This is a genomic window from Natronobacterium texcoconense (assembly GCF_900104065.1).
Taxonomy (GTDB): Archaea; Halobacteriota; Halobacteria; order Halobacteriales; family Natrialbaceae; genus Natronobacterium; species Natronobacterium texcoconense.
In genome coordinates this window covers 158017-183505 of the sequence record NZ_FNLC01000004.1, presented here as the reverse complement: position 1 = coordinate 183505, position 25489 = coordinate 158017, and the positions used below count along the sequence as shown (strand labels likewise).

The following is a 25489-nucleotide window of genomic DNA, read 5'->3' as shown; positions in this document are numbered from 1 at the left end:
CCATGAGCAACGATACCGACACCGAATCCAACGAATCGACTTCGAACTGTGGCGCGAAAACTGACACCTCGAGCGACTCCGGCTCTAAATGCGGGGCCTCGAGTAGCGACGACTCGAGTTCCTCGAAGTGCGGTGGATCGAGTTCGAGCGACTCGAGTTCGAACTGCGGTTCCTCGAGCAAGAAAGAGACGACCGAGGAGAAAGTCGGCGCGACGGTCGACGACTTCGACGCCGACCCTGGCCAGTTGATCGCCGTCGGTCTCGGTCCGGGACATCCGGAGGGGATGACCCAGCGTGCAAAAGACGCACTGCTCGAGGCAGACCACATCGTCGGCTACACGACCTACATCGAACTCATCCCCGACGAGATCACCGAGCAGGCCGAGGACATCTACGACACGCCGATGTGTGGCGAGGTCTCGCGAACCGAGGAGTCGGTCGACCGGACGCTCGCGGGCAACGACGTCGCCATTGTCGGCAGCGGCGATCCGAACGTCTACGCGCTGGCGGGGCTCGCCCTCGAGATCCTCGAGTCGAAGGGTGCGACGGCGTCGATGGTCGAGTTCGAGGTCGTGCCGGGCGTTCCGGCGGCGCAGTCCTGTGGCGCGCGCCTGGGTGCACCGCTCGTGAACGACACCGTCTCGATCTCGCTGTCCGATCATCTCGTGCCAATGCCAGAGATCGAGTCGCGGCTGCACGCTGCCGCCAAGGAGTCGTTCACGATCACGATCTACAACCCCTGGAGCCGCAAGCGCCGGGAGAACTTCCAGAAGTGCTGTGAGATTCTGCTGACCCACCGCGATCCGGAGACGCCCGTCGGCATCGTCCACGCCGCCGGCCGCGAGGACGAGGAAGTGATGATCACCGAACTCGGCGAACTCGAGGACCTGGGCGAAAGCGAGATCATCGACATGACGACCACCATCGTCGTCGGCAACGAGGAGACGTACGTCTGGGACGATCGGATGGTCACCCCGCGCGGGTACGAGACGAAGTACGACTACTGAACCATGCCCGAGTACGAAGTCACTCTCGAGAAAGCGACCTGTGACGGCATCTTCGCCTGCCTGACGCGCGATCCGCGGTTCGTCGAGGACGACGACGGGTTGGCGACGATCGACCCCGACGCCGACCCCGTCTACGACGCGACGGGCGAGGAGACCGTCACGGTCGAAGACGACCGAATCGTCGCTACGTTCGACGACGACCGCCTCGAGGACACGAAGCAGGCAGCCGAGGCCTGTCCGGTGAACGCGATCGAGGTCAGGGAGGTGGGCGAATGAGCGCCGACGCTCTCGAGATCGAGCGCCCGTCGGATCTCCTCGCCGGCCATCCGGCGACCGCCTACCTCTGGGGCCACGTCGCCGGCAGCGGCGAGGTGACCGACGAAGGCCTCGAAATCGTCGCGAACGACGAGGAATCGGCCGAGGTGCTCGCGGCGATCGCGGGCGGCCCAGCCGCCGACCCCGAACGCGAGACCACGACCCGCGAGTACGCCCACGACGCGTCGATCACCCGAACCGACGAGGAGTACACCGTCTCGATCGACGGGGCGGACCTCTACGGGGTGAGCGGCCCGCTCGGACTGCCGGTCGACGGTCGCGGCAACTACCGCTTCGGCGCCTTCACCGGCCACGAGCGTGAACTCCTTCGCGGACTGCTCGAGGGCTGTGGAACGGTCTGTTTCAAGTCCTCGAGCGGTACGGTCGGGATATCGTTCGTCCACGACGACCGCGAGTTACTCGAGGTGATCGACAACCTGCTCGCGGCCTGTCCCGTCGACGCGCCCACGGGAGAGGTCGGTGAGACCTCCTCGGGCGGCTACTGGTTCGGCCTCGAGGACGCGGCCGCTCCAGCTTTCGGCGAGTGGGTCTACGACGGGAGCGAGGCAACGAGGCTGTACGCACCGAGTCGGAAACGGAAACTCGAGCGCAGCCTCGAACAGGCCGAACACGCATGAGCGTCGATAGCCCGGACCTCGCGGACGACGTACTCGAGGACGACACCGTGCTCGTCGTCGGCCACGGGTCGCGACGCGAGAAGTCGAACGAACAGGTCAAAACGCTCGCGGCGATGCTCGAGGAGCGCGTCGACGTGCCGGTCGACGTCGCCTATCTCGAGCTCGCGAAGCCATCGATTCCCGACGCAATCGAGGGGCTCGCACCGACGTGTGAGCACCTGTCGGTCGTCCCGCTGTCGCTGTTCGGCGCGAGCCACGTCAAAAACGACGTGCCACTGGCCGTCCAGACGGCGCGGGCGCGATACGACGACCTGTCGCTGTACTGTGGCGCTCACCTCGGCGTTCACCCTGCACTCGTCGAGTTGCTCGACGAACGGGCACGGGCGGTCGAGGCCGACCTGGGCGTCGACCGCGAGGACGACGACGTCGCGGTCGTCGTCTGTGCCCGGGGCTCGAGCGATCCGGACGCCAACGCCGACGCCCACAAACTCGCGCGACTGCTCTACGAGGGGCGATCGTTCTCGCGAGTCGAGACCGCGTTCATCGGGGTGACGGAGCCCCGACTCGAGGACGCCCTCCACACCGTCGCGAAGAACAGGCCCGACGCGGTGGTCGTGCTCCCGTACATGCTGGGTGACGGCGTTCTGACCCAGCGGATCAGGGACCGAACTGCAGAGTTCGATTCGGAGTATCCCTACGTGGCTGCTGGGAGCGGCGATCCGCTCGGAACCGACGAGCGGATCGTCGACGTGCTCGCGGATCGCTTCCGGGAGGCACGCACCGGCAGCGTCGAGATGTCCTGTGACACCTGCAAGTACAAGGTCGAACTCGACGGCTACGAGGACGACCGGGGCGGCGCTCGAGCGATGTTACGCTCGCTGGTCCACCAGGCCGAACACGCGGACCGAGAGGACGTCGGCGACGACCCCCACGTCCACGACGCGCCCGACCACCACGTCGCGGTCTGTACGAACCAGACCTGTGCGGCAAGTGGTGCGACGACCGTTCTCGAGCGCCTTCGACAGGAGATACGCGACGCCGACGAGTGTGACGCCCACGTCACCCGAAGTTCCTGTCTCGGGCAGTGTGGCGACGGCCCGATGGTCGCCGTCTACCCCGACGGGATCTGGTACGGCGGCGTCACGCCCGAGGACACCGAACGCATCGTTTCGTCCCACCTGGAACGGGACCGCATCGTTTCCGATCTGGTCCATCAGACGCTGTAGGACCACGAACACGACAATACAACATGGCTTGCGCAGAACTCGAAGCACTGAGACTCGCACTGATGAACGTCAACGGTAGCGTCGACGAACAGGTCAAACAACACGCCGAGGCCGAAATCGGCGACGCACTCGAGGAGAACGGGCCGATCGCGGCCCTGGCGAACGCGGAGACGCTCGAGGAGATCCAGCGCCACCTCGACGCGGCGCTGGTCGACCTCGAGGAGGAAGCAGCCGACGCTGACTCGACCGACCCATACGGGGCCTACCTCCGGGGGCGACTCGTCGCGGTCCGGGACGCCGAACAGCGGATTCGACGGCTCCGCGAGCGAACCGACGGACTGCTCGAGGACCTCGGCGAAACGCACCACACGCTCCACGAGGCGTTCCCGGTCGAGGAGTGAGCATGAACGAACCGCTGTGTGACGACGGTGACGGCGTCCTCGAACGCGAGACGCGAGTATCGCTCGGGGATCTCGGTCCGGCTGCGAGCCGACACAACTGGCGTCGATCCGCCGTCGCCGTCGGCGAGGAGTGCGTCTTCGCCGGTCTTGCGGACGGGCGAGTGAGCACCTACGACCTCGCGGACGGCGAGCCACGGGAACGCTGGACCGTCGACGGCGACGGGGAGCGATACGTCGTCTCGATGGCCGTCGCCGACGGCTACCTCGTCGTCGGGGAACGGGGTCCCGAGGGACGGGTTCGCGTCCGCTCGAGCGAGACTGGCGACCTCCTGTGGGAGTACGTCACCGCCGAAGACGTCGGTTCGCCCGCCGACGAGACGTTCTTCGCCCAGCCGTTCGTCGTCGACGTTCGGATCGCCGACGGAACGGTCGTCGCCGCTGCCAGACGGTACGAACGCGACGGCGACGTCCAGCACTGGTCGAGCGTCGTCTACGGCTTCGACCTCGAGGGTGGCCTCGAGTGGGCCTACGACGCCCGGGCTTCCCCGATCGCGGTCGACGTCGACGATCGGCGGGTAGCCGTCGGCTACAATCGCTGTCCGCCGAACCACGAGCACGATCACGGACTCGTCGTCCTCGACCTCGAGACCGGCGACGAGGTCGCGACCTGGGACCCCGGTACGTCGGGCGAGCGCCGCGTCGGTGACGTCGCTCTCACCGACGAGGGAATCGCTGTCGCCAGCCACGGCGACAAACACGGCTATTTCCTCGACGACGACTGCGGCGAAGTATGGCACATCGATCTGGCGAGCGAGCGCAGCCTCGAGGATGAGACACTGTACGCCTATCCGAATCACGCTACCGTCGCCGACGGCACCGCCGTTTTCGTCACCGGAAACACCTTCGCCGAGGACAGTCGCGATCCCGACGGTCGCCATCCGAACGAACACACGGCAATCGGGGTCGACCTCGAGGACGGGACGAAACGCTGGTCGCACGACGTCCGCGGCTTTGCCCGCTGTGTCGCTCGAGACGGCGATCTCGTAGTGATCCCGTCGGCACAGAACTTCCGCGAGCGGGACGCCGAGACCCACGCTGTCCACGTCGTCGATCCCGAAACAGGGCCGGTCGAGATTTGTCCGATCGAGGGCATCTCGACTGTGGCTTCCCTGTCGAACGATCGACTCGTCGTGATCGAGGAACCCGTCGAGTACCACGACGAAGGGGTTACGCGAGGAGCCTATCGGCTCCACACGTGGCGACTCGAGCGGTAAGCACCCCGGAGGCGCGATCGAGCGCGTTCCCCCGAGCCTTCGAGCGTAAAACCATCGACTGGCGGAGTTGATCGACGACTGTCGACCGCGGCGTCGGTTCTCCGGTCTCGAGGGTTACTCGCGGTCCTCGGGAGGCTCGTCGTCGACGCGGGACGCCTCGGGGCCGAACTCGCGTTCGAGCAACGCGGGGACGTCTTCGGGGCGAACGTCGGAGTACCACTCGTTGTGGGGCTGGATCGTGATCGCCGTCCCACCTTCGCTACAGAGTGCGAGACAGCCCGTGGTCGACACGCCGATCGGCGACCAGAACGCGTTCCGCTCTCGAAGCCAGTCTTTGACGGCTTCGAGCGTCTCTTCGGCTCCGGCATCGTGACAGCACGCGTACTCGGAGTCGCGGTCGGTCGTACAGACGAAGACGTGGGCGTCGAGCCGTTCTCGCTGTTCGGTCGTGCGGCGTTTCATTCGTATTCGGAACGGACGACGGGTTCGTTCACGTGCTGACGAGAACCTCGTCGGTTGCGGTTTCTCGCTCGATTCCACCTTCGTATCGCCGGAGTAAGTTGCAATTCGTCCATCGATTGAAACCTCATTTGTCTCTCTGAACTGTATTTTCTCCGCGTCCGATCGCCGATGCAGTTTCTGCCACTCGCTCGGCTGAGAGCTCCGAGAGCGGTATCCGTTTCCCCCCGGTTTCGGCCTCGAGGATGCCGATCAATCCCGCCCCGTCGTCGCCGGCGTCGACGACCACGACCTCGGAATCGGTTCGAGCGAGTCGACGCGCTGCTTCTCGCGTGCTCGCCGTCGGACTCCCCTCCGCGACGTTTGCCCGCCCGTCGGTCACGACGACCACGAGGCTCGCGTCGGCGTCGGTTCGCGTCACGAGGCGGGTCGCTTCCTCGAGACCCGACGGCAGCGGCGTCCGGTCGCCGGTCGGGAGTTCTTTCAGATGGCGAGCGGCGAGCGTGACGCTGTCGGTCGGCGGCAACACGGCTTCGGCCTCCTCGCCGGCGACGGCCACGAACGCCACCTCGTCGCGGTGTTCGTAGGCGTCCTGCAGCAGGTTCATGACCGTCCCCTTGGCCTCGGCCATCGCCGGACGCATGGAGGCGCTGGCGTCGACGACGAAGACGATCAGGGAACCGGCTCGAGATTGCCTGACGGACTTGCGGAGGTCCCCTTCCTCGACGTGTGTCCGGCCGTCAGTCGCGGCGGCCCGGACCGACGCGGCCGCGTCGACCGACTCGTCTGCAGTTGCACGCTCGGTCCGCACCCGCGCGCCACGGCCCCGATCCGACGCCCGTGCGCGCACTCGAGCGCCATCGCCTCGAGTCGAGGTGTCGGCCTCGACGTCGTCGACAGTCGGCCGTTCTGCATCACCGATTTCGGCCCGTTGCTGGCCCGGGACGAGCGGTGTCGCCTCGTCTTCGTCGTCGCCCTCGGCTGGCGCGTCCGTATCCTGTGTCCCACCGTCTCCGTCTCCGTCGTCATCGTCGAGGGCATCATTCGAAGGCTGGCTCGAGCCGTTAGCGCCGCTACTGCCGGTGTCACTCGAGTCGCCGGAGCCGTCGTCTTCGCTGTCGCCTCGAGCGTCGGTTTGGGGCTCGTCGTCCTCACTCGCTTCGTCGCTGCTCGCTTCCGGTTCATCGGCTTCGCCCTCGCCGTCTCTCTCCTCGTCCTCTTCGTCGAAGTGATCCTCGAGTACGTCCTCCGGGTCCGGCGCGTCCTCGAACGGTCGACTCTGGAGACGGTGTGGAAGCGCCAGCCGAGCGGCTTCCTCCACGTCGGGTTCGATCACCTTCCGTCGACCGTCCAGCGCAGCGAGCGTTCTGGCAGTACGGGCGATGGCGATGTCTCCCCGGTGGCCGTCGACGCCCGCCTCGAGACAGAGTTCGGCGATGTCGCGTTTGAACTCGTCGGGAAGGGCGACCGTCTCGAGCAGGTCTCGGGCCTCGCGTAACTGCGTTCGTCGAGCGGCGGTGTCAGCCTCGTAGTTGTCAGCGAACGTCTCGGGATCGACATTTCGCTCGAGTGCGCGGTCGATGATCTCGATCCGGTCCTCGGGGTCACGACAGCCGGTTACGGTCGCCTGGAGGGAAAATCGATCCCGAAGCTGTGGCCGCAACTCGCCCTCTTCGGGGTTCATCGTCCCGATCAGGGTGAAGTCGGCGGGATGAGAGACGCTCACGCCGTCGCGCTCGACGCGATTGACGCCGCTCGCGGCTGCATCGAGGAGGACGTCCACGAGGTGGTCCTCGAGCAGGTTGACCTCGTCGACGTAGAGGAAGCCACGGTTCGCCCGTGCGAGCAGGCCGGGATCGAACTCGGCCTCGCCCTCGAGGGCGTTGGCGACCGAGAGCGTGCCGACGACGCGCTCGCGGGTCGCCCCGAGCGGGAGCGTCACCAGGGGGACGGGCCGGGTTTCTACTGCGAGGTCGTCGGGATCGCGTGAGCGACACGTCTCACACTGGCTGGCCGGATCGTCGGGTGGACAGCCGTACGGACAGTCCGCGACGGCCCGTTGCTCGGGCAGCAGGTCGACGAGTCCGCGGACGGCCGTCGACTTCGCGGTCCCCTTCTCACCCTGGACGAGCAGGCCGTCGAGCCCGTCGTCGACCGCGACGGTGAGCAGCGCCCGCTTCAGTTCCTCCTGTCCGACGATCGCCGAAAACGGCGCTCGGTGACGCTCCATGTCGATGTACAACTTTATTTGTAGTACCGAAATAATACTTTACCATCGATGCCGACCATCGGGTTATACACGGCGACCGAAAACGAGTTGGGCGCGATACAGGAGGCCGCGGACCGGCTCGAGGGAATCGACCTCGAAGTTCGCTCCGAGAGCGACCTCGAGGACGAGGCCGAACTCGAAGCGTACATAGAGGCACTCGAGTCCGTCGACGCGGCGGTCTTCTGGCTTCACGGGGCCGAAGACAGCATGCCAGGGTACGATCTGGCGACCGAGCGACTCGAGGACGCGGGCGTCCCACTGGTCGTGAAATCGACCGGCGACGCCTACGCGTTCGAGGACACGACGGTCGCCGAAAGCGACCGCGAGCAGGTCTACGAGTACCTCGAGCGCGGCGGGACGGTCAACGTCGCGAACTGCTGTCGGTACCTCGCGGCGGCGTACGGCGACTACGATGGCGACTACGACGATCCCGTCGAATTGCCGACGGAGGGCGTCTACCACCCCGACTACCCCGCCGTCGAGTACGAGGAACTGCTCGAGACCCACGACGACGAGAAGCCGACGATCGGCGTCTGGTTCTACGAGTCCCACTGGACGCACGCCAACACGCGCTACGTCGACGCGCTCGTCCGGGCGCTCGAGGACCGAGACGTGAACGTCCTGCCAGCGTTCTGTAATCCGGCGACCGACGAGGAGGGTCAGGAGAACGCCGAGTGGGTCGCGAGAAACTGGTTCAGCGACGAGGACGGGCCGATCGTCGACGCCGTCGTCAGTTCCTTCATGTTCTCGCTGGGGATGAGCGAACGGGGCCGGTCGGCCAGCGACGAAGGAAACACGGAGGACATCTTCCTCGAAGAACTGGGCGTTCCAGTCCTGCAGGCGATCACGACGATGCGCTCGCGGTCTCGCTACGAGGCGAGCGACACGGGCGTGATGGGGTTCGAACTCGCACTGTCCGTAGCGCTGCCGGAGTTCGACGGCAACGTGGTCACTCATCCCGTCAGCGGAAAGGAGCGGATGGACGACGAGGCCGGCGTCGGCAGCGCGCCGAAACAGCACTTCCCGATCGAGGACCGGATCGACCACGTCGCCTCGCTGGCAGTCAACTGGGCACAGCTTCGTCACACGCCCAACGAGGAGAAGAACGTCGCCGTCGTCCTCCACAACTACCCGCCGAGCGACGACGGCATCGGGACCGCCTTCGGCCTCGACAGCCCCGAGAGCACGATCAACCTGCTCGAGGAACTCGAGGCCCGCGGCTACGACCTCGAGAATCGGCCCGAGGGCGGCGGGGAACTAATCGACGAGTTGACTTCGCAACTCACGCTCGAGGATCGGTGGGTCGCTCCCGAGGACGTCCGCGAATTGAGCGTCGACACCGTCTCGTCCGAGCAGTACGCGGAGTGGTTCGAGGACGCGGACGACCGCTTCCAGGAACACGTCGTCGAGGAGTGGGGCGAACCGCCGGAACGCCCGTTCGCGATTCCGGGCATGGAGTGTGGCAACGTTCTCGTGACCGTTCAGCCGCCCCGCGGGTTCGGGATGGATCCCTCGAAGGTCTACCACGATTCCGACCTGCAGCCGCCACACGACTACTATGCGTTCTACGCGTGGCTGCGCGAGGAGTTCGAGGCCGACGCCGTCGTCCACCTCGGCACCCACGGCAGCCTCGAGTGGCTCCCCGGCAAGACGGTCGGATTGAACGGCGAGAGCGCCCCCGATGCGCTCGTCGCCGACCTCCCGAACGTCTACCCCTACATCGTCAACAATCCCGGCGAGGGAACTCAGGCGAAACGCCGTTCGTACGCCGCTATCGTCGACTACCTCACGCCCGTGATGCGTGCCGCGGGAACCTACGACGACCTGGCCGAACTCGAGGAGCTGGCGAGCGAGTACCGCGAAGCCGGGATGGAAGACGCGCGAAGCGACGAGGGCGAGCATCTCGAGCGTCTGCTCCGGGAGAAAGTCGAGGAACTAGATCTCGCAGTGGAACTCGGTATTGCAGGAACGGTAGACGAGAAAGCCGACGTTCGTGGTCCCGACGAGGCTGGGTCGACTCTGGCGGAGGGCGACGTAGACGGCGACGAGGTCGATATCGACGAACTCGTCGAACGCATCCACGAGTACCTCACCGACGTCAAGACGACCCAGATCCGGATGGGGCTGCATACGATGAGCGAACCCCCCGAGGGCGAGCGACTCGTCGAGTATCTCGTCGCGCTCACTCGTCTCGAGAACCCCGGCGCGCCGAGTCTGCGCGAAAGCGTTGCGGGGGCGCTGGGCGTCGACTACGAGACGATGCTCGAGTCGCCAGGCGAGTACGACGAGGAACTCGGCATGACCTACGCCGAGGCAGCGGACGTCGTATACGAGCAAAGCGTCGAGTTGATCGAGACGCTCGCGGCCCACGACTTCGACGTTCCCGTCTCCGAGTTGGAGGGTGGTCCCGAAGACGAGGTCAACGTCAACTTGCTGATCGTCGACCTCGAGACGATCGGTGACGCGAAGGCGAAACCGGGCGCACACGACGACCTGCGGGAGGTGCTGGCGTTCATCTGTGAGAAAGCCCAGCCCCGCGTCCAGGGGGCCGACGAGGAGGTTCCACGGACTGTCGACGCCCTCGAGGGCAAGTACGTCCCACCGGGAGGGTCGGGCGCACCCACCCGCGGCGGCGTCGACCTGCTGCCGACCGCGCGAAACTTCTACACGCTCGATCCGCGCAAGGTGCCGGCGAAAGCCGCCTGGCAGGTCGGCAAGGAGGTCGCCGAGGGTGTGCTCGAGCGCCACTACGACGAGAGCGCGACTCCGGAGGAGTCGCGAGAAGGCGGCGAAGCCGCCGGAGCGGGCGAGTATCCCGAGGAGATCGGCGTCGTCGCCTGGGGCACCCCCACGATCCGCACGCGCGGGGAGACCATCGCCCAGGTGCTCGCGATGATGGGCGTCGAACCCGTCTGGACCGACGCGGGCCGGATCGACGACGTCGAGCCGATTCCGCTCGAGGAACTGGGCCGGCCGCGAGTCGACGTGACGACTCGGGTTTCGGGCCTGTTCCGGGACGCCTTCCCCGCGGCCGCGGGCGTGATTCACGATGCGGTGGACGCTGTCGTCGATCTCGACGAACCGCACGAGATGAACTACGTGAAAAAGCACGTCGAGGAGGAAACTGCCGAACTCGAGGACGACGGACTCGAGGAATCCGACGCCCTGAAAGCCGCGAAGCATCGCGTCTTCACCACGAAACCCGGCGGCTACGGGGCCGGGACGAACAAGGCCGTCGACGAAGGCAACTGGGAGGATCGCTCGGACCTCGCCGACGTCTACGTCCAGTGGGGTGGCTACGCCATGGGGTCGAGAGGGCGCGTCTCCGACGCCCACGACGCCTTCGAGCGGCGACTCTCGAGCGTCGACGCCACCGTGAAGATCGAGGACACGATGGAACAGGACGAGTTCGACTCCTCGGACTGGTACGCCTTCCACGGCGGATTCATCTCCGCCGTCTCGGAGGTCTCGGGCGAAGAGCCCGCTTCCTACGTCGGCGACTCCTCGGACCCCGACAACGTCTCGGTCTACACCAACGAGGAGAAGGTCCGGAAGGCGATGCGGGCCCGCGTCCTGAACCCCGACTGGCTCGAGTCCATGGAGGAACACGGCTACAAGGGTGCCGGCGACCTCTCGACGACGGTCGACGTCACGCTCGGCTGGGACGCCACGACGGGCGTAATCAGCGACCGACTCTGGGAGGACGTCGCCGACGCGTACGCCTTCGACGAGGATCGACAGGAGTGGATGAAAGACGTCAACCCGTGGGCACTCGAGTCGATCACGGCGACGTTGCTCGAGGCGATCGACCGAGGGCTCTGGGACGCAGACGACGATATCGAGGACAGACTGCGTGACATCAACCTCTCCGTAGAGGGCGATCTGGAGGCGCGAACGACGAACGAGCTGACGGAGGTAACCAACGATGACTGACAGCGAATACGAAGACGAGTACGCGGATCTGGGCGCAACGACACAGGAAGCGATGGACATCGCCGAGACGAGCATCGACATCGTCCGGCAGTTCGTCCCCGACGAGACGCTCGCCGATCGAGTCCGTCAGAAGTCGGTTCACTCGATGGGCGACATCGAGTTCCAGCACATGATACGGTTTACCGGCGAAGACGAAATCGGCGACGACGAGGACGCTCCCGTCCGGGCGGGCGCTCGAGCGGTCCTCGAGGAGGCGAACGTGGTCACGGACATCACGATGGCCCAGGCCGGCATCACGGGCCGCGGGCACGACTGCGAGAAACACAAGGCGATCGGCCACGGGTCCGAGTTGGCGAACGAGACGGGGATGACCCGGACCGCCGCTGGCGTGCTCGAACTCGACAAAGAAGGCGTCTACGACGGATCGATAGCGACGATCGGCAACGCGCCGACGGCCGCGTTCGCGCTGGCCGACTGTATCGAGAACGGAACCCGTCCGGCAGTCGTCGTCGCGACCCCCGTCGGGTTCGTCAAAGCCGAAGAGAGTCGACAGCGCATCCGCGAGATCAGCGACGAGTACGGTGTCCCGGCGATCACGAACGTCGGCCGACGTGGCGGAAGCGGACTCGCCGCCGCGCTGACGAACGAACTGATCCACGTCGCCAAAGACGTTCGAACGGATGCGCTCGACCTCGAGCAGACGGCCGACGCTCGAGCGAGCACGGAGGATCGATGAGCGACGGGTACGACCTCGAGAGCGGCCCCGATCCGGCGACGTTCGCGGCCGCCGACCCGGAACCGGATATCGACGGCTCGGCCGTCGATCCCGTCTACGCGGTCGGTGTGGGGCCGGGAAACCTCGAGTATCTCACCCCACGTGGCGAGCGAGCGATCCGAGAGGCCGACGTCGTCGTCGGGTTCTCGACCGTCGTCGAGTTCGTCGCGGATCGAACCGACGCGGAGCTGTTGACCTGTGGCTACAGCGACGAGGGAGAGACGCTCGAGACGTTCGCCGAACGGGTCGCCGCCGGCAAGTCGGGGACCGCCGTCGCGATGGGCGATCCGAACCACTCGGGATACCAGTTCGTCGGGAAGGTAAAGCGGGCCGTCGAACGCGAAGCACCCGAGAAACCGGTGCAGGTGATACCAGGTATCTCCTCGCTGCAGGTCGCCGCCAGCCGTGCTCGAACGCCGATGGAAGACACCGAGTTCGTGACGCTGCACAAGAGCGGCGACCTCGCCGACGACATGGATCGACTCGCGGCGGCCGTCGGCGACCGACACCTGCTCGTGCTCCCCCGACCGTACGACCGCATGCCCGGCGATATCGCGGCGTTTCTGCTCGAGAACGGCGCAGATCCCGAACTCGAGGCGCTGGTTCTCGAAAAACTAACTCACGATGACGAGGAAATCCATCGGTTCGGACTCGCGGAACTCGCGGCGTACGCCGGTGGCGACGAGAAATCGGATACGCCGTTTTCGGATCTGGTCGTACTCGCGGTTCGCCGACCGGTAGAGATCGAGTAGGTCGAATCGACCGAGCAGCGTCGCTACTTTAGGACGTAAAACCGCATTCGGCGGGGAACTCCACGAGTTCAGTGGACTCACTCATGACGGTAAACTCCCCAATCCCCGCCGGATGGGAGATTACACTAATATCGATTAAAGCTACTGGCAAACCGGAGCAGGTGGCGGGGATAGTACCAGTCGAACGAGCACGAGACGGCAGTCGCGGTCCCCAATCTCCCCGCCATGCGGAAAACCCAGTTGTTCGGCAGTAAATTTATCGATTCGTTCACAGGTAACGACGACCGCAGTAGAAGTCCCAGGAACGGAGACGGGTCGTGGCGTCTGGCCCGAACGACTATTGACGAGTCCCCATCCCCGCAGGGAGTGTATTTTGTGGGCGGGTAGTAAGGTCAGTTGGTTCGATCGTCGAAACGGTTGGTCACCGTTTACGGATGAGAACGAATGAAACCGGCCGAAAGAGACAGGATGGCCGGTCGAACGAATCAGTCCATGATCGAATCGGGAAGATACGATCGGGGAAGTCACCCTGGAGTGACACGGATTGGCGGGGTACTGTCACGTATCGGACGAGATCAACCGACGAACGATTGAACCCCAATTTCCCGCCGGGTAGACGTTGCTCGTAGCCGGTAGTAAAGGCGTTGGCCGAAACAGTACGCAGTCCATCGATTTCGGGACGTTACGGTTCGAAGTTGGCCGGGTGGTGAACCGACCGGCCGAATGCCCCCAGTGTGGGTGATCGGGAAGATGTGGTGGTTGAATCGATGTGTCGACAGTGGAGGCGGCAGGGTGTGTCACGAGTCGAACGGGACCAACCGTGGCAACGACTGAATCCCCCAATCCCTGCCAGTTGAGCGAAGGTGGCTCTCCATACTAAAACTGTTGGCCATATTGACAGTGTCTACCGTTCTAACGGCCGGTTGCGTTCCCTGAAAGGGAGAGCTGAAGCCCTTCATTTTCCGTACGTTCTTGCTTGCCAATATGTTTATCAGGTGGCTCGTCGTACCGACTGGCATGGATCGGGGCAAGCGGCCGAGTCAGATGGTCGTCGAAGAGGTAGCTGCAGCCGAGGAGATCGAACCGGTAGCGCTGGATCGACCGCTGTACGAGACGATCGATCCCGACGCACTCGACAACCTACTCGAGTCGGCTACTCGAGGGACGGCGGTTACCTTTACGTACTGTGGGTACGCGATCCGTATCGACGAATCCGGCACCGTCTCACTCTCTTCTACCGACCGGGACGGTGGACCCCAGCACGGAACGTACAACGACTGATACGGAACGCTGTAACGATTTACCGGAACGACTGCAGGACGCGGAAATGGCTTACAGCGGCCCGGATGAATCGCTGGCTCGACTCGAGAACGATGCCCTCGCTTATTCGTTCCCTGCCGGCCCGTACTCCTCGAGACACTCGAAAACGTCTTCGACGAACGCGGTCGGACGGTATCTGACGACCTCGCTTCGGACGTCGTACTCGACCACGCTGTGGTCTACGAGTGCTGGCAGTACCTGGTGGACGAGACGAATCATTTCGGCGTCTTCGTCTCTGGCATTCGAGCAGTTGGTAGCGAGTTGCGTCGCGAGTTCTGGGAACGTCGCCGTCCCGTCGGTCGTATCGCGGAGGTAGAGAACGACAGTCCGTCGGCGGCAGTCAGAGAGAACGGTGAGAAATTCGTCAACTAGCTCCGGGTTCCTGCAAGATTTCATACCGGTACTAGATATAACGAGACTACTAAGTTCTACTCCCCGATATGTATTTTCGTCCCGCTGTATACTGGTCTCCAACTCATACACCAGTATCAATTTATTAAGATACAGCGATTGCCGGAGACCGATCTATTTCAGTTCGGCGACCGTCTTGAGAGTCGAATGAGCGATACACGACCACGTCCGAGTCCGGGTGAGAATCCGTGACCGATTCGCTCGTCGACGCACTCGAGGCCGAAACCGGCGTGACCTGCGTCGTCGGAGCGGGTGGGAAGAAGTCGACGCTGTACGCACTCGCAGCACGACTCGAGCGGGCGATCGTAACGGCGACGGTACGCATTCCGCCGTTCGAAGAGCAGGTCGCGGACCTCGCGATAACCGAGCGGCCACTCGAGGTCGCCCGGTCGAACGAAACGTGGCCGCTCGGTCTGGTTCCCGCTCGAGAGGGGGACGACCGGTATCGCGGCTACGGGCGGGAGACCGTCGATGCGCTCGCGGACCTCGAGGGCGTTCCGATACTCGTGAAAGCCGACGGCGCACGAACCCGCTGGTTCAAGGCCCCGGCGGAAAAGGAGCCACAGTTGCCGTCGACTGCGAATACCGTCGTTCCGATCGCGAGCACACGCGTCGTCGGCGAACGACTCGAGGACGAACACGTCCACAGGCCCGAACGAGTCGCTGCGGTCACTGAACTCGAGATGGGTGACCGAATCTCGCCGGCCGACGTCGCGACCGTGCTCGCGAGCGAGGCGGGTGGCTGCAAGGACGTTCCCGACGGTGCGACGGTCGTCCCGCTGCTCAACATGGCGGATACGCCAGAACTCGCGGAAACCGCTCGAGAGATCGCCGCCGCAATACACGATCGACGCGACGTCCCGCGAGTAGTCGTGACCAGTCTGCTCGAGGAGAACCCAGTCGTCGACGTCGTCTGATTTTATCTTCTGGGAGGGGCAGGGCAGAACACGTCTCGAGGCCTATCTCGGTGTATCCGTGGTAAAGTAGTCGGCGTTCAGGAAGACGATGCCAACCAGCAAACCCCAGGAGACCACCACCGCTGTCCACTCTGTCGACGTTCGATATCCGATTTCGAAGACGCCGAAGTACACCATCACAATCCCGAGGTGAACGGGGATAACGACGAGACCGATACGATGCGCTCGCCAAAGAGAGGCATACATTCCCAGCAGACCAGTGGTAGTGAGAATCGCGTAGAGGGCCCAACGAGGGTGGAAACCGAAGGAGACCAGGAATCGCCATCCGATGTTTATCGTGGAAAGGACGACAAATCCAATGACAAATGAGAGGGCAATACTGGGAGTTCTATCGGCTTGCATATACAGGCACCCACATATATTTTTTATAAGGATCGACGTTCAGGGTATTCATCGTACTGTAGTTACGGTTCTGACAACTACTATTGACGGCTCGGCGAGTATTTTGCCGGAATCAGGCGATCTCCCGTCCCTTCTCTTCGATCTTGTTCGTGAGCGAGTCGAGTCGGTCGAGCATGTCGACGTCCGGATCGTAGGACGCGAGCGGGACGCCGCTGCGGTACGCCCGGCGAAACGCCACTCGTTCGCGGATTCCCGGACCGGGCGAGTCCGCGTCCTGGAGCAGGCTCGAGCGGGCGAACGCCGGCAGGTACGGCTCGAACTGGCTGTCTTCGAGTGCCTCGAGGACGCGCTTTTCCTCGTTGTCCCCGCTGACGCGGTTCGGAACGATCGCGAGAATTTCGATCGGTTCCCGTTCCGGCAGCCGGTCGTTGAGCGCGAATAGCTGGTTCGTGACCGTCCGCGTCAGTGCGTCGGCGCTCGGTTTCGATAGCTGCAGCGGGACGACTGCCTGTCGCGTCGCGACGATGGCCGAGTTCGAGAGCGGTCCGATCGTCGGCGGCGAGTCGAGGACGATCCAGTCGTACCGGTCGGCAAGCGGGCGAACGAGCTTTCGATAGAGCTGTGCCTCGCCGTTTTCGGTGGCCTGGATCTCCGCCGCGAGTCGGTCGAGCGACGCGTGCGACGGGACGAGATCGAACGACAGTTCGGTTCCGGTGGATCGGACCACGTCGCCGGGCGTCGTCGGATCGGACGGATCGAAGACCTGCCCCAGGTGGGTATCACCGGTGTAGGCATCGCCACAGCCGACGCCCTCGGTCGCGCTTCCCTGCGGGTCGACGTCGACCAGCAGGACGTCGTGTCCTCGGGCCGCGAGCCGTTCGGCCAGGTTGATGGCGACGGTCGTCTTCCCGACTCCCCCCTTCTGCAACGTAACTGTAATTCCCCTCATATCAATTCTCTCCCGCGTGCGACTCCCCCACGCGTCGCGAGCCGCGGTCCTGTCACTGTCCCAGTACACTCATTGCAGAGAACATAAATCTCATCGCCGACTGACGTTTCTCGCTAGAGAACCGCAGTCACGGCGAGCAAAAGTGCGACTCCCAGTACGGGCACGTCGAGTCGGGAGAAGGATAGCGATGGCAGCGTCGGATTCCAGGCGAAACAGCGGGCCTGCAGGGCCAGCGAGAGCCGATCGGCCCGATCGAACGCCCGGGTAACACTGAGCAGTCCGAGTCGACTCGCCCGATCGACCGCGCCGCGTTCGGTGCCGAGACGAGCAGCCGACGCCTGGCGGATCGTCCGGACGTCGGCCTGCAGGACGGGGAGAAACCGGAAGACGAGGGCAATCCCGACGCCCAGTAGCTGCCCCGGTTTGCCCGGGATCGTCCGCTGGATCGCAGCCCGAGAGTCGCGTACGGGTGTCGACCGAACGTAAGCGGCACTGACCAGCAGGATGAGCAACACGCGATAGCTGGCGCGCGCGGACGCGAGGCCGTCCGAGACGTCGATCCAGGGTGGGCCAAGCGTCACGGCGGCGACGAGCGGCGCTATCGCGATTATCACCAGTGCGAACCGGTAGGCGTACAGCGTCCGCAGAAGCGAAACGCCTGCAACGGCCAGGATTCCGGCAGTGACGGCCGACAGTGCGAGCAACGCAGGCAGGCTCGTGTGAGCCAGCGCAGTCACGGCGAACCCCATCTGGACCGCCAGCTTCGACCGCGGATCGAGTCGATGGGCCAGCGTGTCGTCGGGTTCGTAGCTCAACATCGTGGCACGCGAACCGCAAGTCCCTCCAGTCGTTCCACGGCCTGTGCCGGCGGTGCGTCGACGACCACCTCGCCGTCACACATCGCGATCACGCGGTCCGCCAGGTCGAGGACGTCCCGGAGGTCGTGGGTCGCGAGCAAGACGCCGGTACCGTCGACCGACAGCGCCTCGAGGCGCTCGAGTACCGACTGCCGGGCGGGTTCGTCGAGTCCGGTAAACGGCTCGTCGAGAACGAGGTGGGTCGGTTCCATCGCCAGCGCGCCGGCGATCGCGACGCGGGCCTGTTCGCCGCCCGAAAGACCGTCGATTCGATCGTCCTCGCGGCCCGCGAGGTTGACGGCCTCGAGTGCGACCGCGACACGACGGTCGATCTCTTCGCGGTCGAGACCGAGGTTCTCGGGGCCGAAGGCGACGTCCGCGCCGATCGTTGCGGCGACGAACTGGTCTCGCGGGTGTTGAAAGACCATGCCGACGCTCGCGCGGGCGGCGACGACATTCTCCTCGACGGGCGTGCCGTCGACGAGGACGGTCCCCGAGTCGGGCGACAACAGCCCGTTACAGTGTCGCAACAGGGTGGTCTTCCCGCTGCCGTTCGCGCCCGCGACGAGGACGAACTCGCCGTCCGCGATCGATAGCGAGAGGTCCTCGAGGACGGGGACGTCCTCGAAGGCGTAGGTGACCGAGCGGAACTCGATCATCGGGCGCCGACCGGCGTGATCCGCCCGCTCTTGACGATCGCGAGCGCAGCGGCCATCTTGAGGAGTTCGAAGGGGATGAACGGAACCGCACCGACGAGGATCGCTTCGACGAGACCTAGTTCGAAGAGCCAGGCCATGTAGCCGACGCCCATCGCGTAGATGACCGCCGTCCCTGCCACGAGCGCGGCGACGAGCACGGGTGTGGAGACCGTCGCTGGATCACGGAGGTCGCGGCCGCGGTGAACGAGCAGGCCGATCAGCCCGGCAGCGATCGGATACGCCCAGAGGTAGCCGCCACTGTCCCCGAGCAAGACGCCGGGACCGGCGGTGAACGCGGCGAAAACGGGCGCGCCGACGGCACCGGCCGCCAGGTACAGCACCATCGAAACGGACCCCCAGACGGGGCCGAGCACGATACCGGCCAGGAAGACGAACAGCACCTGTAACGTGACCGGTGCCGGTGAGAACGGGTTCGGAAACGCAATCTGTGCCCCGACACCGATCAACGCGGCGAGCAACGCTGCTCGTGCGAACTGCCTGACGACGACGTCATCGACCGCCTGAACCGAGCCATGTTCGGTTTCCATGCACCTCGCTCTCTCGTAAACCCAGTTCAAAACTTCGGTTTCCGAGATCGGTCGGGTCGACTCGACGACGAGGGAGAGAGTCGCCGCCATCGGTCGAAATCGGCCGCTTCCTGTCGGGATTCGTGAGGGATTTTCGATCGGCTCGGACGACGAATACGGCGTCGTCGTCGATAGACTGGCGGATCGAATCGGTTGCCACGGCGTAGTAATCGCGTATTGTGTCAGACAACAGGCCGAAACGACCGGCGTACTTATGGACCGATTCGGCTGGGTGGTGAGAGAATGCGCTTCGATCGGCCGCGGTTCGGATATCGAGGGTATCGAACGGGTGGATGGGCGACACCACGACAGGTCGATGGCGCGTGCCGTCGGATCGGTGGCGGGTGGCGACGATGACGCAGCGACGAACGCGGACGGTCGTCGTGATCGCGGTCGCGTTCGCCGTCCTCATGGCGACGAGCGTCGTCGCGTTGCCGTTTCTCGGCGGCGGGTTCGGTTCGGCGGAGGACGACGAAGCGCCCGCCGTGAACGATGGGGCAGCCGAGAGCCAGGACGATGGAGCGTCGGCTTCGATCGGTGCCGAAGCGAGCGACGACCTCGAGTTGATCTCGATGGAATCACCGGAAATCGAGGAGGCTGCGGGTGATACCGGCGGGAGCCCGACGGCACAACTCCAGGAGGACCGCAGCGAGGCCGTCGAAGCCGGGGTCGACGAGGGAATCTCCCTCGCCGAGGAAGAGGGCGTCGAGGTGACCGACGACGAGCGCGAGGCCGCCATCCAGGGAGCAAGCGAGTTCGTCACAGAGCACGACGACGCCGACGACGAACAGGTCCGGGAGGCGACGAAAGGGGCCGTCCACGGCTCGCTGCTCGCCGCCCAGGAGGTAAACGTCACCGCGACCCAGTACGCCGTCGGTGGTGCGGTCGACGGCGCGCTCGCCCAGCACGCGACGGTCGAGGCGAGCCAGCTACAGCGTGCAGCCAAAGGAGCGACCTTCGGCGCGATCACGCAGGAACAGCGCGTGACCGTCGAACAGATCCAGGTCGCGACGCGCGGTGCTGCGTCCGGCGCTGCGAGCGAAGCCGGTGAACGCGGCGTCGAGGACGGCACCAAGACGGAGGAAGCCGCCAAGGGAGCAGCCTACGGCGTCCTCGAGCAGTACCAGTCGATTACGGTCGAACAGCGCCAGCAGGTCACCCTCGAGCACGTCCAGCACGCGGCCGCGGGTGCGGGTGCGGGAGCGATTGAGGGTTCGGACGAAGTGGACGTCGTGGACGAAGAAGTCGACCTCGAGGCCGACCAGTACCAGCGTGCAGACGCCAAGCAGATCCAGAAGGCGGCGACGGGAGCCGCGAAGGGCGCACTCGTTCAGCGTCAGACGGTGACGGTCGAACAGACCCAGTCCGCGGCCTGGGGAGCCAGCGCGGGGGCGCTGAAGGGAGTGCAGTCGGTAACCGTCGAGCAGGTCCAGCGGGTCACGATAACCGGGGTGCAGGAGGCCTCGTTCGGCGCGGCCAAGGGAGCGATCTATCAGAGTCAGGAGGCGACCGTCGAGCAGATCCAGGCCGCCGCAGACGGGGGTGCACAGGGAGTGCTCGTCCAGCAGCAGGAGGTCACAATCACGCAGATCCAGTCTGCCGCGACCGGGGCCTCGAAAGGAGCCGTCGAGTCGGCGATCCAGTATCAGGTCGTCGAGATCGAACAGATCCAGAGCGCCGCCTTCGGCGCCGGTGAGGGCGCAGTAGTCCAGCAGCAGGTCGTCGACGTGACGCAGGTCCAGCAACTAGCCAGCGGAAGTGCAAGCGGTGCCCTCTCCCAGCATCAGGAGGCGACGGTCGAACAGATACAGATCGGGGCCGCGAGCGCGAGCCAGGAGACCGCCCGCGCGATCCAGTACCAGCAGATCAGCGTCACCCAACTCCAGGTGTTGACTCAGGAGACCGCCGCCGACGCGACGGGGTACGCGGTCGCCGAAGGCATCGACGACGCGACCGCGGTCGTCCAGTACGTCGAAATCGAGGTCGTCCAGCGGGTCGAGGAGATCGACGAACTCGAGGGCGAGGCGACGATCACCTTCCAGGATCAGGACTCCGACGGCGACAGCGTCGTGATCGACGCGATAGAGCTCTCCGAAGGCGGCTTCGTCGCAGTCTACGACGAGCTAGCGGTCGACGCCGATCCCGAGGCCGTCCTGGGCTCCTCGGAGTACCTCGAGGCCGGCGCGTACGACAACGTGACCGTCGAACTCGACGAGTCGCTCGAGGAGAGCCAACCGCTGACCGCGGTCGTCCACCACGACACGACCGGCGACGAGACGTTCCAGTACGTCGAGAGCGACGGCTCCGAGGACGAACCGTACGTCTCTGAGGGTGGTGCGCCGGTGCTCGACAGCGCGTTCGTCACCGTCGACGAAGAGCCGGAACCCGAACCCGAGGCGGAACTCGACGTCTCGGATCAGACCGGTGACGGCGAGACACTGACCGTCGACGAGGCCAACGCCTCCGTCGACTACACGGTGTCGGCCGAGTACGACGACGGCGAACGCGTCGACAGCGAGGCGTTCGATGCAGACGACGGAGTCGAAGACCTCGAGCTGGAACTCGAGCCACCGATCGACGCCGACACCAGCGTCGACGTCTCCGTCCGTGACGTCGAAGACGACGAGGTACTCGCGAGCGAGACGATCGCGTACGCGCTCGAGGACGACCCCGAACCCGTCCCCGAAGCCGAACTCGAGGTCTCGGATCAGCGCGGCGACGGCGAGGCGGTAACGATCGGCGAGGCGAACGCGACGGTCGACTACAGCCTCACCGTCGCCGAGGAAGGCGAAGACGACTTCCTCGTCGAGACCGATCCGTTCCCGGCCAGTGAGGGAATCGAAAACGAGTCGATCGAGTTCGACGACCCACTCGAGGATAACGCGACGCTCGAGGTCTCGATCGTCGACGTCGCCGACGACGAGGTGCTCGCGAGCGACACGCTCGAGTACACCCTCGACGAGGCGTTCGAAGTCGAGTTCGTCGACTGCACGCGCGCGGAGGTCAGCGACTCGCTCGAGGAGGGAGACACTGTGGCGGCCAGCACCGGGTTCTACACCGCCGGCGGGTTCGGGAACACGATCATCGAGGACTTCGTGACGGTCGGAGAAGACGTCGAAGCGCCGTTCACCGGAACGATAGTCTTCGAGATCGGTGACGGCGAGGGTGTCGTCGAAGCCGACGAGGACGAGGTCGTCGTCGACGTCGGCGACTACGGCGACTACGGAACGACCATCACGGGCATCAGTTCGCCCGAGGCGGTGCCGACCGCGAGTATCGATCATCCGAACCCGGACAGCGCCGAGTGCATCGCGGAGACGCGGCCCGACCTGCCGACGGTCTCCGTCGAGGAGACGACCGTCGTCGACGAGGGCGACACCGACGAACCGCCGACGATCGACGTCACCTTCGGCTACGAAAACCCCAACGACGCGAGCATCTTCGTCGGGACGGAACTCGAGGGGACGACCGACGACGAACCGATCGACGAACTCGAGCCCGGCGAGAACACGTTCACCGTCGAGTGGACGCCCGAGACCGACGAGGAACAACTCGTCTGGACGGTGGACATGACGATCTACGACTACGACGAGGTGCTCACCGCGGAGACCGATCCTGCAGGCGAGATCGTCGACGTTCCCGAGGAAGAGCCCGCGACGTTCGAGATCAGCGAGGTGGCGACGAACTCGCCGATCGAACAGGGCGAAGACCTCGACATCGACGCGACGATCACGAACGTCGGCGACGAAGCCGGTACCCAGGACGTCGAACTCGCGCTCGAGAACGAGACCGTCGACACGAGCGAACTCACGCTCGAGGCCGGTGAGTCGGCGACCGCGTCGCTTGCCGCGGAGACCGACGATCTCGAGCCCGACACGTACACTGCGACGCTCTCGACCGAAAACGAGAGCGTCGAAATGACGCTGGTGGTCGAGGAAGCCGAGGACGAGATGGAGGACGTCGAGACCGAAGAGGAGACCGACAACGAACTACCGACTGAAGCCGACGACGAGTTCGAAGACCCCGGCGACGAGACCGACGTTGACGACGAGACGGAAACGGACGACAGTCTCGAGGTGCCGGACGACGGCCTCGAGGAACCGGATGCAGAGACTGACGAAGACGACGAAACGGATGCGGGCGACGAGGAAACTGATACCGGTCTCCCGGACAGTCCGGACGAAGCGACGGGGCCAGACGGGATTCAGGACGACGGGTCAGAACCGGGAGCGACCGACGAGCCGGCCACTGGCGACGATGGGCCACAGATCGAGGACGGACCAGCGGCCAGCGATTCGCCGGACGAGACGGCAGGGTCGGCGTAGCACCGGAACTCGCGAGTGGAAAAACGAAAGGTCGGTCGAACGCTCGAGTCAGTGCTGGTGGCCGGTCGCTTCGCCGAACGTGACGCCGAACCGTTCCTCGAACAGGTCCATAATGCGTTCCTCCTGGGCCTCGAGTTCCTCGTCCGCGCCGTCGCCGTGGTGGACGATGTGGTGGGCGCGGCTGGCGAACGACAGCAGGGTGACGTCGCCGATCGTCTCGGCGGACGTCTGGTCGCCTTCCGCGACGAGGTCGACGAGGCCGGCGGGAATGGTGACTTCGTCGGTCGAGTCGTCGGCGTCGATCGAGACAGTGATCGTGTCTACGTCGGACATACAGTGACGGTCGGGAAGCGTACCTAAAGGTGCTGTGACTTGCAGGTGCGCGGATCGATATTCGCCACCCAGCACCAGCAAGCACGGAAAGTCGACGGCCCCGTGGCGCTTTTGCTCGTCGACGTCGAACCAGTAGCTATGCCAACCGTCGAACTCGAGGAGGAGACCGTCGAACGGCTGGACAGGCTGCGCGTCGAGGACGAATCCTACGACGAACTGGTCACGGAACTCATCAACATCTACGAGGCCAGCGAGTACACGATGTTCCGGGCTGGCGACTGATACCCCTCGTTACTCGCTTTCGGCTGCTGCCTCGCGAACCGAGTCCCAGCGGCCGTTCTCCTCGAGGTGGGCCTGTAGTTCGTCGGCGTACTCCTGGGTGAGTCGTTCGGCGATCTCGAGTTTCTCGTCGTGATCGTTGCCGCCACCGCCGAGTCCGAGCGCGCCCTTGATCGAGTCGACGAGCCCACCCGAAGCGCCCGAACCGCCGCCCTGTGCGCCCGGACCGCCCATCGCCCCCATGCCGGCCTGGACGTTCTCGAGTTCCGGAATGATCTGTTCGACCTGATCCGTGTTCGCGACGATCCGAGCGCGGTCGGGATCGTCGGGGTGTTCGATCTCGAACTCGGTGGCCGTCATCACCAGACTCCACTGCTGGTTCGACAGCTCCGACGACGCGATACGTGACGAAAACTCCTGATCGACGGTCATTCGCTCGCCGACGATCCGGTCGGTCCACGACCTCTCGCTCATGACCGTCGGTTCGGCCGGTGGCTGTATCAGCGTTTCCCATCGCTCGAGATACGGTTCGAGCGGTCAGTCCAGTCGCTCCGACGTTTCCTCGTGTTCGCTCGAGAGCTGCATGTACCGTTCTGCGGTCACCTCGAGTCGCGGATCGTCCACCTCGGCTTTCGGTTCGGCCGGCGAACCGGCGACGAGCGTCTCCGGAGGGACCTCGGTTCCCTCGGTGACGACGCTTCCAGCCGCGACGACGGCCTTCTCCCCGACGTGGGCGCCGTCGAGGACGACCGCGTTCATCCCAACGAGGGCGCGTTCGGCGACGGTGGCGTCGTGGACGATCGCGCTGTGGCCGACCGTCGCGTACGGCTCGAGTTCCGCTTCCTCGTGGAGGACGGCGTTGTCCTGGACGTTCGCCCCCTCGCCGACGACGATGGTCCCGTGATCGCCACGGATCGTCGTATTCGGCCAGATGCTCGCGTCGGCTTCGACGACCACGTCGCCGATGACGACCGCCGTCTCGTCGACGTACGCCGAGTCGGCGACGTCGGGTTCTGTCCCGTCGAACGAACGTAACATGGTGGTTCCTGTCTCGAGCAGCGTCTTGAAGGTGGCTATCGGTCGAGCCCGGCAGGTACAAGCGATCCCAACGTACTTTGGCGTCACCAATAATACCAGCGTCGTTGCACGAACTGATGCAGCGGACGTCGCGGCCCGTTCCCAGCCGGGCGTACCGCTGACCACCTTCCACCGACTCACCCCACTTCCCACCCCAATCGGCGACCGAGGCACTCCCTCCCTCCCTTTCCCCTACCCATCCCCCTTCCGATCCCGTGCCGAACAGTCGCGACTGGTGAGTTCCCCGACTCGAACTCCGCAAAACGAGCAGCAACTTCTGGCTCG

At 64.9% G+C, this 25489-nt stretch carries 24 protein-coding genes; 13 read left to right on the top strand and 11 right to left on the bottom strand.

Features of this window, described 5'->3' with window-relative positions:
* Positions 1-2: 2 nt before the first annotated feature.
* Genes cobJ through BLR35_RS16940 form a run of 6 tightly spaced genes read left to right on the top strand, consistent with a single transcriptional unit; the run spans position 3 to position 4861 of the window.
* A complete protein-coding gene (gene cobJ / locus BLR35_RS16965; RefSeq protein ID WP_090384629.1) occupies positions 3-1007 on the top strand; it encodes a precorrin-3B C(17)-methyltransferase in 1005 nt (334 codons plus the stop codon).
* Between the two features lie 3 nt (positions 1008-1010).
* The gene (locus BLR35_RS16960) at positions 1011-1283 is read left to right on the top strand and encodes a ferredoxin (RefSeq protein WP_090384627.1); all 273 of its coding nucleotides are present in this window, start codon (positions 1011-1013) and stop codon (positions 1281-1283) included.
* Positions 1280-1960, top strand: coding sequence for a cobalamin biosynthesis protein (locus BLR35_RS16955; protein ID WP_090384623.1), 681 nt, complete (start codon positions 1280-1282; stop codon positions 1958-1960). The genes BLR35_RS16960 and BLR35_RS16955 overlap by 4 nt, the downstream gene beginning before the upstream one ends.
* Positions 1957-3186 (top strand): CbiX/SirB N-terminal domain-containing protein, encoded by a 1230-nt coding sequence (locus BLR35_RS16950; RefSeq protein ID WP_090384620.1) that lies wholly within the window; start codon positions 1957-1959, stop codon positions 3184-3186. Before BLR35_RS16955 ends, BLR35_RS16950 begins: the two co-directional genes overlap by 4 nt.
* A gap of 23 nt (positions 3187-3209) precedes the next feature.
* Positions 3210-3587, top strand: coding sequence for a DUF3209 family protein (locus BLR35_RS16945; RefSeq protein ID WP_090384618.1), 378 nt, complete (start codon positions 3210-3212; stop codon positions 3585-3587).
* Between the two features lie 2 nt (positions 3588-3589).
* Positions 3590-4861 (top strand): outer membrane protein assembly factor BamB family protein, encoded by a 1272-nt coding sequence (locus BLR35_RS16940; protein WP_090384614.1) that lies wholly within the window; start codon positions 3590-3592, stop codon positions 4859-4861.
* A gap of 114 nt (positions 4862-4975) precedes the next feature.
* Here the strand turns inward: BLR35_RS16940 and BLR35_RS16935 are convergent, their stop codons facing one another.
* Positions 4976-5323, bottom strand: coding sequence for a (2Fe-2S) ferredoxin domain-containing protein (locus tag BLR35_RS16935; protein ID WP_090384613.1), 348 nt, complete (start codon positions 5321-5323; stop codon positions 4976-4978).
* Between the two features lie 124 nt (positions 5324-5447).
* Positions 5448-7550, bottom strand: coding sequence for an ATP-binding protein (locus BLR35_RS16930; protein ID WP_090384610.1), 2103 nt, complete (start codon positions 7548-7550; stop codon positions 5448-5450).
* Positions 7551-7598: 48 nt separating this feature from the next.
* Here BLR35_RS16930 and cobN point away from each other — a divergent pair, with 48 nt between their 5' ends.
* The 4 genes from cobN to BLR35_RS16910 all read left to right on the top strand — a co-directional run bounded on the left by cobN (position 7599) and on the right by BLR35_RS16910 (position 14330).
* On the top strand, positions 7599-11522 hold the full coding sequence (cobN, locus tag BLR35_RS16925; RefSeq protein WP_090384608.1) for a cobaltochelatase subunit CobN: 3924 nt from the start codon (positions 7599-7601) through the stop codon (positions 11520-11522).
* Positions 11515-12258 carry a precorrin-8X methylmutase gene (locus BLR35_RS16920; RefSeq protein ID WP_090384605.1) on the top strand — a complete coding sequence of 248 codons (744 nt, stop codon included), beginning with the start codon at positions 11515-11517 and terminating at the stop codon, positions 12256-12258. Before cobN ends, BLR35_RS16920 begins: the two co-directional genes overlap by 8 nt.
* Positions 12255-13049: a cobalt-precorrin-7 (C(5))-methyltransferase gene (locus BLR35_RS16915; RefSeq protein ID WP_090384603.1), complete on the top strand. Its 795-nt coding sequence runs from the start codon at positions 12255-12257 to the stop codon at positions 13047-13049. The genes BLR35_RS16920 and BLR35_RS16915 overlap by 4 nt, the downstream gene beginning before the upstream one ends.
* Positions 13050-14066: 1017 nt before the next feature.
* Positions 14067-14330: a HalOD1 output domain-containing protein gene (locus BLR35_RS16910; protein WP_090384601.1), complete on the top strand. Its 264-nt coding sequence runs from the start codon at positions 14067-14069 to the stop codon at positions 14328-14330.
* A gap of 102 nt (positions 14331-14432) precedes the next feature.
* Here BLR35_RS16910 and BLR35_RS20405 read toward each other — a convergent pair whose 3' ends face one another.
* Positions 14433-14765 carry a DUF7344 domain-containing protein gene (locus BLR35_RS20405; protein WP_139169318.1) on the bottom strand — a complete coding sequence of 111 codons (333 nt, stop codon included), beginning with the start codon at positions 14763-14765 and terminating at the stop codon, positions 14433-14435.
* A gap of 203 nt (positions 14766-14968) precedes the next feature.
* On the opposite strand from BLR35_RS20405, the gene yqeC reads away from it, so the two are divergent.
* Entirely contained in the window at positions 14969-15697 is a 729-nt protein-coding gene (gene yqeC / locus BLR35_RS16905; RefSeq protein ID WP_090384598.1) for a selenium cofactor biosynthesis protein YqeC, read from the top strand.
* A gap of 42 nt (positions 15698-15739) precedes the next feature.
* On the opposite strand, the gene BLR35_RS16900 is transcribed toward yqeC, so the two are convergent.
* The 5 genes from BLR35_RS16900 to BLR35_RS16880 all read right to left on the bottom strand — a co-directional run bounded on the left by BLR35_RS16900 (position 15740) and on the right by BLR35_RS16880 (position 19151).
* Complete coding sequence (locus BLR35_RS16900; protein ID WP_090384595.1) at positions 15740-16099, bottom strand: hypothetical protein; 360 nt, start codon at positions 16097-16099, stop codon at positions 15740-15742.
* 112 nt (positions 16100-16211) lie between these two features.
* Positions 16212-17048: a ParA family protein gene (locus BLR35_RS16895; RefSeq protein ID WP_090384592.1), complete on the bottom strand. Its 837-nt coding sequence runs from the start codon at positions 17046-17048 to the stop codon at positions 16212-16214.
* A gap of 113 nt (positions 17049-17161) precedes the next feature.
* Entirely contained in the window at positions 17162-17866 is a 705-nt protein-coding gene (locus BLR35_RS16890; RefSeq protein WP_090384590.1) for an energy-coupling factor transporter transmembrane component T family protein, read from the bottom strand.
* The gene (locus BLR35_RS16885) at positions 17860-18564 is read right to left on the bottom strand and encodes an energy-coupling factor ABC transporter ATP-binding protein (RefSeq protein ID WP_090384587.1); all 705 of its coding nucleotides are present in this window, start codon (positions 18562-18564) and stop codon (positions 17860-17862) included. Before BLR35_RS16885 ends, BLR35_RS16890 begins: the two co-directional genes overlap by 7 nt.
* A complete protein-coding gene (locus BLR35_RS16880) occupies positions 18561-19151 on the bottom strand; it encodes a biotin transporter BioY (RefSeq protein WP_090384759.1) in 591 nt (196 codons plus the stop codon). Before BLR35_RS16880 ends, BLR35_RS16885 begins: the two co-directional genes overlap by 4 nt.
* A gap of 392 nt (positions 19152-19543) precedes the next feature.
* Between BLR35_RS16880 and BLR35_RS16875 the strand changes: the two genes are divergently transcribed.
* Positions 19544-23515: a DUF7282 domain-containing protein gene (locus BLR35_RS16875; protein WP_090384756.1), complete on the top strand. Its 3972-nt coding sequence runs from the start codon at positions 19544-19546 to the stop codon at positions 23513-23515.
* Positions 23516-23563: 48 nt separating this feature from the next.
* Here BLR35_RS16875 and BLR35_RS16870 read toward each other — a convergent pair whose 3' ends face one another.
* A complete protein-coding gene (locus BLR35_RS16870) occupies positions 23564-23848 on the bottom strand; it encodes a DUF7545 family protein (RefSeq protein ID WP_090384583.1) in 285 nt (94 codons plus the stop codon).
* 138 nt (positions 23849-23986) lie between these two features.
* Between BLR35_RS16870 and BLR35_RS20810 the strand changes: the two genes are divergently transcribed.
* Positions 23987-24130 carry a DUF7557 family protein gene (locus tag BLR35_RS20810; protein WP_170831065.1) on the top strand — a complete coding sequence of 48 codons (144 nt, stop codon included), beginning with the start codon at positions 23987-23989 and terminating at the stop codon, positions 24128-24130.
* A gap of 9 nt (positions 24131-24139) precedes the next feature.
* Here BLR35_RS20810 and BLR35_RS16860 read toward each other — a convergent pair whose 3' ends face one another.
* Both BLR35_RS16860 and BLR35_RS16855 read right to left on the bottom strand, forming a co-directional pair.
* Positions 24140-24601 (bottom strand): DUF5799 family protein, encoded by a 462-nt coding sequence (locus BLR35_RS16860; protein ID WP_090384579.1) that lies wholly within the window; start codon positions 24599-24601, stop codon positions 24140-24142.
* A gap of 63 nt (positions 24602-24664) precedes the next feature.
* A complete protein-coding gene (locus BLR35_RS16855; RefSeq protein WP_090384577.1) occupies positions 24665-25165 on the bottom strand; it encodes a gamma carbonic anhydrase family protein in 501 nt (166 codons plus the stop codon).
* Between the last annotated feature and the right edge of the window lie 324 nt (positions 25166-25489).